We start from the raw sequence: 14,192 nt of genomic DNA, 5'->3' as shown, positions 1-14,192 counted from the left end.
CGCGCTTGCGCGCGATGGGTCTTGTCGCGAGCACCCATCGCGCGCAAGCGCGCTCCTACAAAAGATGCTAATCCGAAGCGAAATCGATGCCGGTCACGCCGTGCGCCTTCACCAGTGCGAGCACGCGTGCCACATCGTCGTATGCGGCTTCGTCCTGCGCATGCAGTTCCACATGCGGAACCTTCGCCGCGTCATCCCGGCCCTTGCTGGTCGCGATATCCAACTGCGTTGCAAGCATGGCATCGCTCACCAGCGTGCCGTTGAGGAACACCATGCCACCCGGATCGATCGTGACCCGCAACGGGTCAGGCCGCTCGTGGACCTCGGACGACCCAATGGGCATGTCGACACGGTTCTTATGCGCGATGACCGGCGCGGAAATCATAAAGATGATGAGCAACACCAGCAGCACGTCCACCAAGGGGGTGACGTTGATGCCGGCGATCGGGGACGACTCGACCTTCGTAGAGAAAGCCATACTTCCTCCTGACGTTTTCGATGTGGATGAGCCCTGACGCCAGGCCATAGGGGGATGCCTGGCGGCCCGACTATGCCGTGTCCAAGGGGACTTCCCGCAAGAGGCTGCGTGGGTGCATGATCGGCGGGTCAAGCATGGGGCCCGAAAAATCGGATCAGGACCAGCCCTGTCTTCTGTGTGCTTCACGTCGTCATTCATGAAGCGAACCTGACCCACCCACCTTGAACCAACCGGTTGATTCGTAGTCCCATGGGGGCTGGTTTCACCGGAGTGCCTTGTTTTGAGCAGTCAGTCGTCGGGTTCGAAGTGGTTGGCGGGCGTGTTGGTCGTCGCCATCGTTGGCTTGGGTGGTGTGTTTCTGTACCGCGAGAAACAGGCGCGGGATGCCACCCAGCCGCCTCTGCCAGTCGCCGCGGCGTCGTCTGCGTTGCCCTCAGCGGCCGTGCACGACGCGGCGCTGCCGCAACATCCGATCGGTCCGGCCGGCGCCTCCACCGCCTCGTTGCCTGCGCTGGATCAGAGCGATGACGTGATCATGGCCGGGTTGATGGCACTGACCAGCGATGGTGCGCTGAAGTCCCTGCTGCGCCCCGACGCCATCGTCTCGCGCATGGTTTCCACCATCGATGCCCTGCCGAAGCAGACGATTGGCATGAACATCCTGCCGCTGCGCACGCCAACCGGCCGCTTTCAGGTCCAGTCCGACGACGGCATGTTTGTCGAATCGAAGAAGAACCTCGAGCGCTACGATACCTATATGTACGTGGCCGACCACGTGAACCCCAAGGCCGCTGCCGCCTGGTACAAGCGCAATTATCCGCTGTTCCAGTCCGCCTATCGCGACCTCGGCACCAACGGCTACTTCAACGATCGCCTGATCGAGGTCATCGACCACCTGCTCGCCGCGCCGGAACCGAAGGGCACGCTGCAGTTGCTCCCGGAGAAGGTGGGGTATGTCTACGCCAACCCGACTTACGAGCAGCTCTCGGTAGGCCAGAAGTTTATGATTCGCGTGGGCACTGATAACGAAGCGAAGCTCAAGACGAAGCTGCGCGCACTGCGCGAAGCCATCGTGGCCGACGCGCCAGCCAGCTCGCAATAACCCTGTAGGAGCACGCTTGCGCGCGATGGGTGCTTGCCGCAAACCCCATCGCGCGCAAGCGCGCTCCTACAGAAGACATCATTTTTTTGATGGATCGCGTACCGGCACGTTGATGTTGCAAAGATCGATCTTTCCCGCCGGGCGGGTATAGAAATCGTCCTTGCGGTTACGCTTCGCATCGATCACGGCGGCGAAGGTCTTGCTGTCGGTACGCAGTACCTGGATCGGGGTGCGCTCTGCTTCCGGCACATCAGCCGCCAGGCGGACGCTCTTGATCGTCACGCGCTGCCCGGGCTTGTCGTAGAAGCCCATGGGCTCGCCACCGCGCGGGTAGGCGGAGAGGATCTCCATGCCCTTGATGACCTTGCCGGCGACGGCGAGATTACGATCCAGGTTGCGCGGGGCCTGGCCGATGATTGCGTAGAGGGAGCTGCCGTTACCAGTCTCGGCGCCGGTATCGCGGGCGACGCCCACGGTGCCGTAGCAATGCGCAATCCAGGCCTCGCCGGCCTTCGGGTCACGGGCCACCGGAAAGCCGTCCGAGAAACCCACTTCCGGCGCGTAGACATCGCCATCGGCCAGCTTGGTGAACGGGTAAGCCTTTCCACCCTTGCGGGTGAACTCCGGGGTCAGGGTTTCTTTCGCCGTGCCGATGCTCTTGGCCTTCGCCTTGTCGTCGCCGTCGGCGTCGCCCCACTGGGTGACGAAGTTGTCCTGCACGCGAATCACCTGCGTGCCATCGAAGTAATGTTCGCGGATGAGCGTGCGGATGTTCGCGGCGTGCGCCGGGGTCCAGTCCTGGGCCAGTTCGATAATGACGCGGCCCTGCGGCAGATCCATATAAACTAGGTTCTGCGGATCCGGCGTGCGCCATTCGGCTGGCGTCGACTTCGCCAGCAGCTCCTTGGCGGTGGGCGACTTCTTCGCCTCATCGGCAAGGGCGGGCAGCGCCACCGCGGCGGCAAGGGCGAGCGCAAGGCAGGTACGTGCGAGCATGGGATCCCCAGATGTGGTTTGGCCCCCGAAAAATAGCATGGCTGCCGGCGGTTGTAGGAGCGCGCTTGCGCGCTATGGGTCTGGCGGGGACCCTGGGCCCTGTCGCGAGCACCCATCGCGCGCAAGCGCGCTCCTACAACCGCCGCGGCGTCACCATCACCGTGACTTACGCGAGTCCGATGATCGCCTTCGGCTCGAGGTAAGCCTCCAGGCCGATCACACCGTTTTCGCGGCCCAAGCCGGACTGCTTGAAGCCGCCGAACGGCGCCTTCGGCTCGTGGGTCAAGGTGTTCACCATGACCCGCCCGGAATCGATACGGGCGGCGATACGTGCCCCACGTGCGAGGTCACCGGTGGCGATGTACGCCGAGAGGCCGTAGCTCGTGTCGTTGGCGATGGCGATCGCTTCCTCTTCATCTCCGTACGCGATGATCGCGAGCACGGGTCCGAAGATTTCGTCGCGGGCGATGGTCATGTCGTTGCGCACGTCGGTAAACAACGTGGGGCGTACCAGCCAGCCGCGCTCATAGCCTTCCGGCCGGCCTACGCCGCCGGCGAGCAGACGTGCGCCTTCGGCGACGCCCTTGATGATGTACGACTGCACGCGATCCCACTGCTTCTGGCTCACCATCGGGCCAATCGCCGTTTCAGGGTTGGTAGGGTTGCCCGATACGCAAGCGCTGACGGCAGCGGCGGCAAGTGCTTCAAACTCCGAAAGACGCGAACGCGGCACGAGGATGCGCGTACCGGCGATGCACGCCTGTCCGCTATTCATGAAGCCCGCCTGGATCGCCATCGGCACGGCCGTCGCGAAGTCTGCATCGTCAAGGATGATCGTCGGCGACTTGCCACCGAGCTCCAGTGTCACGCGCTTGATGTCACTCGCTGCGGCGCGGAGGATGCTCTTGCCGACCGCCGTAGAGCCGGTAAACGACACCTTGCGCACATCAGGGCTTTCGACGATGGCCGCGCCGACGACATCGCCGCGTCCGGTCACGATGTTGAACACACCGGCCGGCGGGGAGGCTTCGTGCAGCGCTTCCATGACCACGCGGGTCTGCAGCGCGCTCATTTCACTGGGCTTGATCACAGCAGTGCAGCCCGTGGCGAGCGCGGAAGCCAGCTTGCCGGTGATGAAGCTGGCATTGGCGTTCCATGGCGTGATCAGGCCGACGACGCCGACGGGCTGCATGACGACATGGGCGATGCCCATATCGCGCTCGAACGTGAAGTGTTCCATCGCATGGATCGCATCGAGGAACACCTGGGCCGCGTACTGCGCCATCCAGCGCGAGCGCGACACGGGCGCGCCGTATTCTTCGGTGATCGCGTCGAACAACTCATCTTCACGCGCGGCGATCGCGGCGTGCATCCGGCGCAGCAGGGCGGCGCGTTCGGGCAACGTGGTCCGTGACCAGCCGGGCAGGGCGCGTTTCGCGGCGGCGATCGCGCGCCGGGCATCTTCCGCGTCGGCCAGGCGGACCGTGCCGATCACGGCTTCGGTCGCCGGGTTGAACAGCTCGAAGCGTTCCTCGCCGTGCGGGGTGACGAAAGTGCCGTCGATATACATCTGGTTGAGGTCATACATGGGCAGGTCTCCAGTGCGGTTCAGTGACCACCCAAGGATGAGGACGGGGTATTGACCTGATAAGCTGGATAAATCCGAACGCGGTATGAAGTAGGGGCGGACAATGCGTAGTGGCCTGACCGAACTCGAAGCCGTGCTTGCCGTGGCAAGGCACGGCAGCTTCCGCGCCGCGGCGGCCGAGCTGGAGATGTCGACCTCCGCCCTGAGCCAGTCGGTGGCGGCCCTGGAAGCCCGGATCGGGACGCGCCTGTTCCACCGCACCACCCGCAGCGTCCGCCTTACCGACGCCGGGACGCGCTTCGTGGAAGAGATCGGCCCGGCGGTGTCTGGCATCCGCGATGCCATCGCCCGGGCCGGAGAGGCGAGTGACGAGCTCGTCGGCAGCCTGCGCCTCAACACCTCGGGCGGCGCGGCGCGAAGGCTCATGCAGCCGCTGCTCATCCCGTACATGCAGCGCTATCCGCGGGTGCAGGTGGAACTGGTGACCGAAGCCAAAATGATCGACATCGTCCGCGACGGCTACGACGCCGGTTTCCGCACCACGGACATCGTGCCGGGCGACATGGTCGCGGTGCCGCTCGGCCCGCCCATCCGTCATCTTGTCGTGGGCGCGCCCGCGTACTTTGCTCGCTACGGTCGCCCGGAAAGTCCCGGCGATCTTGCCAGGCACGTTTCGGTCCGCGCGCGCATGGCTTCGGGGCATATCTACCACTGGGAATTCGAGCGCCACGGCGAAGCATCGAGCGTCGACGTGCCCGGCATGGTGACCCTCGACGACCCAGGTCTGCTCCGTGAGGCCGCGCTGGCGGGAGTCGGCCTGGTCTACCTCAGCGAGTACGACGTGGAGGCGGACATCCACGCGGGCCGCCTCGAGAACGTGCTGGGCGAATGGACGCCACCCTTCGATCGCCTCGCCCTTTATTACCCCGGGCGCCGCCACGTACCGGCCCCGCTCAGGGCCCTGATCGACCTCATCAGGGAACTAGCCTAGGCGCCCGTGCCGTTGGTCATGGCAAACCTTTGCGAACCGGCAGGCATCCTAGCGCAGGAATTCACGAGGGGATCTTGCATGCGCCGCCGCTTCACGCTGTTCCTTGCCCTGGCACTCGCTTCCACCGCCGCCCATGCGGATGTGGTGGTCGATGGCCACATCGATCCGGCCGAGTGGCAAGGGGCGCAGCACATCACCGATTTCCGCCAGACGCAGCCACGCACGGGCAAGCCGGGTTCCCAGCCCACTGAGGCGTGGGTGCTCTCGACACCAAAGGGCCTGGCGGTGGCGATCCGGGTGACCCAGTCCGCCGACATCCCGCGTTCGCGCCAGGCCGCGCGCCGTGACGAGGATGCCATGGTCGATCGGATCAACGTCATGGTGGATTTCGATGGCGATGGCCGCACCGGTTTCGATTTCGAGGTGAAATCCACCGGCGGCATCGCCGACGAAGTGATCACCAACGAATCCGATTTCAGCTACGACTGGGATGGCATCTGGGACCACGCGGTCGCCGAGGACGCCAACGGTTACAGCGTGGAAGTGCTGATACCGTGGTATGTGGCGCAGATGCGCAAGCCGGAAGGCGATACCCGCACGATCGGCCTCTATATCGATCGCGTGATCGGCAGCACCGGTGAACGCATGGCATGGCCCGCGGTGAGTTTCGACCAGGGTCGTTTTCTTTCGGTGTTCAACAAGGTGCAGATGCCGGCGTACACGCAGACGCTGTTCGCTGTGACACCGTATGTGGTCGGCAAGGTCGAGCACGGCCACGGCGGCGCCTCGTTCCAGGAAGGCGCCGACATCCTGTGGAAGCCCAACGGCCAGACCCAGCTCACCGCGACGATCAATCCGGATTTTGGCCAGGTGGAGAGCGATGACCTCGTCGTGAACTTCTCGCCGGAGGAAACCTTCTTTACCGACAAGCGCCCGTTCTTCACCGAGAACCAGGGCATTTTCGATTTCAGCCTGCTCGATGACTATACGCAGCTGGTTTATACGCGCCGCGTCGGTGGTGAAGCGGATGATGGCCACGGTCCCGCCGATATTTCCGCAGCGGTGAAGGTCAACGGCAGCGTCGGCCAGACCAGCTACGGCATCCTCACCGCGCAGGAGAAAGGCGATGCAGGGCGCAGCTTCGGCGCGTTCCGCCTGCTGCGCAGCGTGGATACGCAGAGCTTCGGCATGCTCGCCACGCGGGTGAATCATCCGTACGAAGATCGCGATGCCAACGTCCTCGGTTTCGACCACCGCTGGCAGCCGAACGAAGCGTTCAATATCACCAGCAACATCGTCGGCAGCAAGATCGACCAGCCGCAGGCGAACAGCTCGGGCGCAGGCGCGACCAGCGTAGCGTACTGGCAGATGAACGACACCTGGGCCCAGCAGTGGCTCGGCATGTACTTCGGCCGTCGCCTGGATATCAACGATTTCGGCTACCTGCCGCGTAACGACATGGCCTACCTGCATTGGGAAGTGCGCCAGCGTGTGACCAGCATGCCGGCGGATTCGGCGTATAGCTCGTTGTTGTGGCGCTACCGCCTCTCCGGCATCGATAACACGGAAGGTTTGAACGTGCAGCGGCGCTACCGCGTGCAGCTCAATGCCAATCGCAGGGATGGCGGGACCGAGCTCTGGCGCCTGGATGGGTTCACCGCGTCGTACGACGATCTGCTCACCCGCGGCGGTAACCCCATGCACAATCCGCCCACCGCGAAGCTGCAGTATGAGCGTGAACGCCCACGCATCGGCCGCTGGAGCTGGGAGGCCGAAGGCTACATCAGCGGCAACGAGCTCACCGGCTTCCACCGTCTCGGCTACTACTTCAAGTTCGTGCCCACGTACTTCATCACGGATGCCTTCAGCATCTTTGCTGGCGCGAGCTACGAGTGGGACCCGAACTGGCTGATCTGGCAGCACGACAACCTGGTCGGTTCCTACGATGGCCGCACGGTGGGCATCGACAGTGGCGTGAACTGGAACTTTGGCAACCGCCAGGAACTGCGCGTGAAACTGCAGACCCTGGCTGTGGGCGCCAGGCTGCGTGGCGCCTACGAGATCGATCGTACCGGCCACGCCATGCCCAGCAATGAGCCGGTCGATGGCCTCGGCGTCGCCAACCTCGGTTTCCAGGTGCGCTATCGCTACGAGATCGCGCCGCTATCCAACCTCTACATCGTCTACAACCGCGGCGGCTACGAGCAGGATACGAACGACGAAGTCGATTCGCAGTTCCGCCATGGCTTCTCGCTGAAGGATGTGAACGAGGGCCTGGTGAAGGTGGCCTACCGCCTGGAGTTCTGAGCGGCCTCCGCCAAACCTTCACGTATGACGTGGCATTCCTTCACCCAACCCGGTGAAGGAGACGCAGGCCGTGCCACCCGTAGCCAACCCCGTTCCTGGACGCCATATAGGCGACCACGGCATCGTCGGCGACCTGGATACCACGGCTTTGGTGGCCAGCGATGGCACCGTGGATTTCATGTGCTGGCCACATATCGATAGTCCGACGATCTTTGCCGCCTTGCTCGATCCTGGGAAAGGCGGCGAATTCAGCGTGGCGCCGGTGCTGGATGATCCGCGCCGCATGCAGCTCTATGTGCCTGAGACCAACGTGCTGATCACCCGCTGGATGTCGGAGGCTGGCAGTGTGGAGCTTTCCGATTTCATGCCGCATCCGGAGGCGGAGGTGCGCGTCCCGCGGGCCTTGCTGCGCTGTGTCCGCGTGACCCGGGGCAGGGTAGATCTACGAGTGTGTTGTCGGCCGCGCTTCAACTACGCACGCGAGGTGCCCGAGGTTGAAACCTATGGGGATACCGCTGTGTTCCATGCCAGCAAGCATTCGCTGCGCCTGGCGGCCACGGTGCCATTATCGATAGGCGATGGCGAGGTGGAAGCGTGCTTCACGTTGGGGCCGGGCGAGTACGCATGGTTCACACTCGGCGACGAAGAGCACGATCCGCTCACCGTAGAAGAATGCGAGACCGCGTATGCATCCACCGCGGATGCATGGCGTCGCTGGATGCGGCGCTCTACTTACAAAGGTCGTTGGCGCGAACAGGTCGATCGTTCCGCCCTGGTGCTGAAGCTGCTCACTTCACACAAATTCGGTTCGGTCGCGGCCGCAGCGACGTTCGGCTTGCCGGAAGCCACGGGCGCAGAGCGCAACTGGGATTACCGCGCGACCTGGATGCGCGATGCGTCATTCACGGTGTATGCCTTCATGCGCCTCGGTTTCATTGATGAGGCCGAGCACTTCCGCCAATGGACCGAAGACCGCCTCGCCGCGTTGGATAAGCACGCATCGCTACGGATCATGTATGCGATCGATGGCAGCGAGGCGCGCCAGGAATCGACGCTCGACCACCTGGCAGGCTATGCCCGGTCGCAGCCGGTGCGCATTGGCAACGCCGCGCGCACGCAGACGCAGCTCGATATCTATGGCGAGTTGATGGATAGCCTGTACCTCGCTAACAAGTACGGCACGGCCTCCAGTCACGCGGGGTGGCGGCATGTGCGGCGCATGGTCGACCATGTGTCGCGGCACTGGGGCGATGCGGACGAGGGCATCTGGGAGATCCGCGACAAACCACGGCATTTCCTGCATTCACGCCTGATGTGCTGGGTGGCGCTGGACCGGGCGGTTCGCCTCGCCGTTAAACGTTCCCTGCCAGGGCCGGTGGTGGAATGGGCCGCGGAGCGTGACCGCATCGCCGAGGACATCTGGGCCAACTTCCGCCACGCGGAGAAAGGTTACTTCGTGCAGACCGAGGGTGGCACCGACCTGGACGCCTCCCTGCTCATGATGCCGCTGGTGCGCTTCGTCTCTGCGACCGATCCGGTGTGGCTCGCCACGCTGGACGCGATCCGCGACCACCTCACCGATGATGGGTTAGTGTTCCGCTACCGCAATGCCGATGGCCTTGACGGCGGCGAGGGCGCTTTCACGACCTGCACGTTCTGGTATGTCGAGTGTCTGGCCCGCGCCGGCCGCCTGTATGAAGCACGTGAGATCATGGCGCGGGGTGTGCGCTATGCGAACCACCTCGGGTTGTTCTCGGAGGAGTTGAGTTTGCGTGGGGATCAGCTCGGTAACTTCCCCCAGGCGCTGACCCACCTCGCGTTCATCAGCGCAGCGTATTACCTGGACCGGCAGCTGTCGGATCCGGGCGGGCAGGTTTGGCAGCCTTGAGCGCGGATGTGTCACCGGAATCGCGCGCAAGCGCGCTCCTACAAGGGCCCCCGCTGCCTCTCCCCGTGTAGGAGCGCGCTTGCGCGCGATGGCTCACACGAGCTGAAAATCGCGCGGTTTCGCCGCGGGAAACACCGTGCCGACATTGGTTTCAGACAAGCCATACATGCGCTTCATCAACCCGCCCAACACATCGCGATAATTGTTTAGCACCGGGTAATCGCGGTTCTGCAGCAGACTGCCCGCATGGATCGCGATCTGGTTACCCGCTACGCGGCCCCCGTTTACCTTGCCACCCAACACCCAGTACGTCGTACCGTGGCCGTGGTCGGTACCCTTGTTTCCGTTCTCGCGGAAGGTCCGGCCGAACTCCGATACGACGACCACGACGGTGTTGTTCCACTCGGCCTCGCCAAGACCATCCGCGAATGCCACCAGACCCTGCGAAAGGTTGTCGAGGTTGTTGGCGAGCTGGCCATCGGCGCCGCCCTGGTTCACGTGCGTATCCCAACCCCCTACATCGACAAATCCAAGGCGAAATTTATCCTTCATCAGGGTGGCCATGCGCTGTCCTTGCTGGGCGAAGCCGCGCGCGTTCACCGCGCCGCGGCTCGCGGCGACCATTTCCGACTGAAGGTCCTGTGCCACTTGCTGTCGCAGCTGCAATCCATCGGTCGCGGCCGCCTGTAACGGCGTCCCTTCATACATGCTGGCCAGGATCCTGGACTGGCGATCATCGAACACGGCCTTGCCACCGCCCTTCAGCGAGATGTTCGGGACGTCGCCCGCGCCCCGGAAGGACAGGGGCAGGGCGTCGGTGAAGGCGATCGGCGGTACGCCGCGTAGCACCCCGCTCAGCCGGCCCATGAAACCGGACGCGTAGCTGCGCGCATCGCCGCCTTCGCCTGACTCGATGTTGTCCTGCGTTTCGAAGTGGCTGCGCGAGAGATCGTCGGTGCCGGCGAAGGGGATGAAGGCCAGCTGTTTCTTGTCCCAGAGCGGACCCATGGTCTGCGTGACCGCCGGTGCGATCGCCCAGCTCGTATCGAGCGCGCGAACGGACTTCGGATCCCCCGCTGTTGGCCTCGCCAGGGCGATGTTGGGACGCGACTCGTAGTAGAAGTCGCTTGCGTACGGCACGAGCAGGTTGTTGGCATCGTAGCCGCCACGCAGGAACACGAGCAGGAAGCGTGGCGAGCTGGCCGGTGCGGCAAACACCTTGCCACCCAGGGTGAGCGCGGGCACGGTAGCGGCAAGCGTGAAGAGGAACTGGCGGCGGTCCATGGCGGAACCTCAGCGGTAGTTGAATTCGGGTGAGGCGAGCAGGAAGGTGTTCCATTCCTGCTGCGACGTGGCTTGCGACAGCGCGTTGCGCGTCTTCGGGCCCAGTGTCGGTTCGATCGTGGCGTAATAAGTCGGCGTGGTGAGTTGGGGGAAACCGCCCACGCTGCGGGTACCCGCTTCGTCCAGGTCGAAGAGGTGATTGGCGCCGCTGCCGATCGCTCGGGCGATTTCAAAACGCTTCGCCACCTGGCCGGAGCTGGACCACTCCGAATCCAGCATCGGCCAGCCATCCGGGGTGATCCGACCGAACGGCGCCTGGCCGAGCTGGTTGATCCAGTTCACCAGCGGCCGTGGGTTTTCCACCGGCTTGCCATCGTAGGCGAGGCGCATGGTCGAGACGAGAAACTGGGTGGGGTCCTTGTAACGTTTACCGAGCGACGCCGTGAACTCCTTCGACGTCAGCATGGTGTCCATCACCGCGGCGATATCGCCATCGCTTTTCCGGAATGTCTTCGCCATGGCCGCGACGAGCAAGGGTGGTGGGTTATCCGAAACGAAGTACCGGGCGAGCTGGGTGGCGATAAACGTGGCGCAGGCAGGTTGGCTGACGATCAGGTCCACGGCCTTTTCCACTTGATCGAAGCCTCCGCCCTTGAGGGTTTTGCCCAGCAGGACCTGGTCGCTGAAATCGTGGCGATTCGGATTGAACTCGAAGACGCCTTCCTGCAGGTAGTACGGCTGCAGGTCACGACGCAGTTTGCGCGGTTGTCCGTCGAAGTTCACGCCCACGCCGGTGAGCACGCGCGCGAGGCTTTGCACATCTGCCTGGCTGTAGCCACTGTTGACGCCCAGCGTATGCAGTTCCATCAGCTCGCGCGCATAGTTCTCGTTGATCTTGTCGCGCGCATTCTGGGCGTTATCCAGGTATTCGAGCATGGCCGGGCTTTTCAGCGTTGCCATGACCAGATCGCGGAATTTGCCCAGCGCGTGCGGACGGATGGTGTTCTGCGCGTAATCCGCGACCAGCCAGCGTACCCGGCCCTTGTTCTGGAACACGCTGAAATGGTTCAGCCAGAACCACACCAGCTGTTCGCGCAGCTGGTTTTCATCGTAGACCGCGCGTAGCAGTTCGGCCGCCTGGGCCTGCTGCGCGTACTGGTTGCCTTGCTTCTGCAGGGCCTTGCGCGCTTCTTGCTTGGCGTCGCCATCCGGCATGTCCTTGATCTCGCGGTACTGGTCGCGGACTTGGGCGAGCAAGGTGCTGGTCGGCGTTTTCATGACATCGAAGGCCGCGATCTGCGCTGCGATCGGTTGGGGCAGGCCATCGCCTTTCGGGTGCAACTGGGCCTCGAGGAAGTGGCGCCGGCCGAGCTCGCGGTAGCGGGCGACCGTGGCGCTATCGATGCCGAAGGTGACGCGATCAAGCCAGGCCGCGTCTTCTTGCGATAGCGGCTTTTCCGCGGCGGCGGCGGGGAGGGCACCTGCCAGGCAGAGCAGGGCGGCCAGGGCAGCCGTGGGGAGCGATCGCATCGGGGTCTCCGTTCGAGGCGCGGTAAGCCTCAAACGGGGGAGGATAGATGGGGTTTACTTGCGGGGTTGGCGATGGTTCACAGTTTGGCCTTTCGTTTCGGGCCATCGCGCGCAAGCGCGCTCCTACAGGGGAGCGGGTTGCCGGTCGGGATGAGGCTAGATTTCGTTTTCGTCGGGGTAGACGAATTCGATGGCGGCTTCGCGGGTGCCTGCGGTTTCCTCGGCCACTTCGCGCACGCGTTCGCCCACCTTGTCGTTGGGCACTTCGATCTCGACCGTATAGGTCTTTGATGCGACGTCATCCGACAAGTCGAGCGAGCTGGAATCGTCGCGGATGTCGCTGCCGAAATCATCGATCTCTTCGACGTATTCGATCCGGTCAAGGCCGTGGATGGCGTTGATCACATCGTCGAAGACATCACGGTCGCCGGTGATGCGGAGCTGGATGCGGGGCATGGGGCTCTCCTGTGCAATGGGGCAAAGATGCGGCCGCGGGCGTGTGCTGGAAGTGTACGCCCGGTACGATGAGTGTTTTCGACGGGATACGCACGATGCCCAAGACCTACGACCAGGCCTATTTCGACAAGTGGTACCGCAGTGCGGACCATGCCGTGCGCAACACTGCGGAGCTCACCCGCAAGGTTGCCATGGTGCTGGGCCAGGCCGAGTTCTATCTTGGACGCCCGGTCCGCAATGTGCTGGACATCGGCTGTGGCGAGGCCCCGTGGCGGGCCGTGCTGCGCCGCCTGCGCCCGGGCATCGAGTACCGCGGCCTGGAGGCCAGCGAGTATGCCGTGGCCCGTTACGGCCGCTCACGCAACATCGGTTATGCCCGGTTTGGCCAGCTGGCCGAGTTGCGCTTTGATACACGCTTCGACCTGATTGTCTGTACGGACGTCCTGCATTACCTGAAGCCGGCGGAGATCCGCGCCGGACTCACGGGTATTGGCGAGATGGTCGAGGGGCTGGCGTTCCTCGAGGCCTATACCCGCGCGGATGATCCCGGCGGCGATCGCGAGGCCTTCTACGGCCGTAGCGCCAGTTGGTACCGGGGCGAGTTCGACAAGGTCGGCCTGATCCCGGTGGGCTCGCAGTGCTACGCAAGCCCACGGCTGGCGCGCATGGTGGCGTCGCTGGAGCGGCTTTAACTGAACCAGGCCATCGTGGCCAACGCATTGTTGGCCGCGTGGCAGGCGAGCGCTGGCCAGATCGAACCGCTGCGGACCCGCAGCCACGCGCAGAAGGCGCCGACCAGGATCAGGTTAGGGACGGCGTACCAGAGCCCACCCAGGTCGGGTAGGTGGATCACGCCAAAGAACACGGCCGAAAGGGCGATGGCCCAGCCGTCGCCGAAGCGCGTGCGGAGCAAGGCCAGCAAGGCGCCACGGAACAGCACCTCCTCGACGAGCGGGCCGACCAGTATGGCGATCGGAAGCAGGGCCACGCGCATCCCGACATGGGCGTTATCCGCGAGCTGACTGACCGACTGGCTCACCTCGTGGCCGTTGGCAAGCATTTGGGTCAGCAGGCCGCCGATCACGGGCGCCACGATACCCAGCACGGCGCCGAAGACCATCTGGACGCCCGTGGGGGGTGTGAACCCAAAGCCAGCGGGGCCGCCTTCGCGCAAGAGCGCGCCCCAGCGCCGGGTGACCAGGCTGAGGGTGACGGCCGCCGCCCCGGCCAGGGTCAGGATGACGACGATGACCAGCCGGTCGCCCGCTCCGGGCACGTTATCGGGGAAGGCCTTCGCCAGGCTCTGCGAAAGCCACGCCAGGCCGCCCCCCAGGATGAACTGGAGCGCGAAATACGCCGCGATGATGAGAATTGTCTCGCCCCAGCCGGGGCCTGGCCGCCGTGGAGGGGCTTCGGGCAAGGTCGCGGCGGGCATGGGCGGAAAGGCAGGATCGTTAGGCATACGCCAACGTAGCCGAGCGCCTTCCGCCCGCGCAACGATGCCTTCCGGCACAGACCTTCACATTTGCCCTGTATAGTCACCGGTCACTAAAGGAGGAAAGGTGGCGCCCC

The 14,192-nt window shown here is 64.1% G+C and carries 12 protein-coding genes; 5 read left to right on the top strand and 7 right to left on the bottom strand.

Annotated elements, in window-relative coordinates:
• Positions 1 to 67 precede the first annotated feature (67 nt).
• Complete coding sequence (locus VGN46_RS01990) at positions 68 to 478, bottom strand: ExbD/TolR family protein (protein WP_331640065.1); 411 nt, start codon at positions 476 to 478, stop codon at positions 68 to 70.
• Between the two features lie 280 nt (positions 479 to 758).
• Between VGN46_RS01990 and VGN46_RS01985 the strand changes: the two genes are divergently transcribed.
• Entirely contained in the window at positions 759 to 1,580 is an 822-nt protein-coding gene (locus VGN46_RS01985) for a DUF3014 domain-containing protein (RefSeq protein WP_331640063.1), read from the top strand.
• Positions 1,581 to 1,658: 78 nt separating this feature from the next.
• Here VGN46_RS01985 and VGN46_RS01980 read toward each other — a convergent pair whose 3' ends face one another.
• Entirely contained in the window at positions 1,659 to 2,576 is a 918-nt protein-coding gene (locus VGN46_RS01980; protein ID WP_331640061.1) for a peptidylprolyl isomerase, read from the bottom strand.
• Between the two features lie 166 nt (positions 2,577 to 2,742).
• Positions 2,743 to 4,164, bottom strand: a complete 1,422-nt coding sequence (locus tag VGN46_RS01975) for an aldehyde dehydrogenase family protein (RefSeq protein WP_331640059.1) — start codon at positions 4,162 to 4,164, stop codon at positions 2,743 to 2,745.
• Positions 4,165 to 4,267: 103 nt separating this feature from the next.
• Here VGN46_RS01975 and VGN46_RS01970 point away from each other — a divergent pair, with 103 nt between their 5' ends.
• The 3 genes from VGN46_RS01970 (at position 4,268) to VGN46_RS01960 (ending at position 9,350) form a co-directional block, all read left to right on the top strand.
• A complete protein-coding gene (locus tag VGN46_RS01970; protein ID WP_331640057.1) occupies positions 4,268 to 5,155 on the top strand; it encodes a LysR family transcriptional regulator in 888 nt (295 codons plus the stop codon).
• A 78-nt stretch (positions 5,156 to 5,233) separates the two neighbouring features.
• Positions 5,234 to 7,462, top strand: coding sequence for a DUF5916 domain-containing protein (locus tag VGN46_RS01965; RefSeq protein WP_331640054.1), 2,229 nt, complete (start codon positions 5,234 to 5,236; stop codon positions 7,460 to 7,462).
• Positions 7,463 to 7,532: 70 nt separating this feature from the next.
• Positions 7,533 to 9,350 carry a glycoside hydrolase family 15 protein gene (locus VGN46_RS01960; RefSeq protein WP_331640052.1) on the top strand — a complete coding sequence of 606 codons (1,818 nt, stop codon included), beginning with the start codon at positions 7,533 to 7,535 and terminating at the stop codon, positions 9,348 to 9,350.
• Between the two features lie 93 nt (positions 9,351 to 9,443).
• On the opposite strand, the gene VGN46_RS01955 is transcribed toward VGN46_RS01960, so the two are convergent.
• From VGN46_RS01955 to VGN46_RS01945, 3 genes are all read right to left on the bottom strand, one after another.
• The gene (locus VGN46_RS01955; protein WP_331640050.1) at positions 9,444 to 10,634 is read right to left on the bottom strand and encodes a DUF1501 domain-containing protein; all 1,191 of its coding nucleotides are present in this window, start codon (positions 10,632 to 10,634) and stop codon (positions 9,444 to 9,446) included.
• Positions 10,635 to 10,643: 9 nt separating this feature from the next.
• On the bottom strand, positions 10,644 to 12,164 hold the full coding sequence (locus tag VGN46_RS01950; RefSeq protein ID WP_331640048.1) for a DUF1800 domain-containing protein: 1,521 nt from the start codon (positions 12,162 to 12,164) through the stop codon (positions 10,644 to 10,646).
• Between the two features lie 156 nt (positions 12,165 to 12,320).
• The gene (locus tag VGN46_RS01945) at positions 12,321 to 12,620 is read right to left on the bottom strand and encodes a hypothetical protein (protein ID WP_331640046.1); all 300 of its coding nucleotides are present in this window, start codon (positions 12,618 to 12,620) and stop codon (positions 12,321 to 12,323) included.
• 95 nt (positions 12,621 to 12,715) lie between these two features.
• On the opposite strand from VGN46_RS01945, the gene VGN46_RS01940 reads away from it, so the two are divergent.
• Positions 12,716 to 13,312 carry a class I SAM-dependent methyltransferase gene (locus VGN46_RS01940; RefSeq protein ID WP_331640044.1) on the top strand — a complete coding sequence of 199 codons (597 nt, stop codon included), beginning with the start codon at positions 12,716 to 12,718 and terminating at the stop codon, positions 13,310 to 13,312.
• Here the strand turns inward: VGN46_RS01940 and VGN46_RS01935 are convergent.
• Complete coding sequence (locus VGN46_RS01935) at positions 13,309 to 14,082, bottom strand: CPBP family intramembrane glutamic endopeptidase (RefSeq protein ID WP_331640042.1); 774 nt, start codon at positions 14,080 to 14,082, stop codon at positions 13,309 to 13,311. The two genes, VGN46_RS01940 and VGN46_RS01935, sit on opposite strands and share 4 nt — an antisense overlap.
• Between the last annotated feature and the right edge of the window lie 110 nt (positions 14,083 to 14,192).

The organism is Luteibacter sp. (genome assembly GCF_036500425.1).
In the GTDB taxonomy this organism is placed as follows: Bacteria; Pseudomonadota; Gammaproteobacteria; order Xanthomonadales; family Rhodanobacteraceae; genus Luteibacter.
Note: the sequence above shows the minus strand (reverse complement) of the source record. Positions and strands in the feature narration are given on the sequence as shown.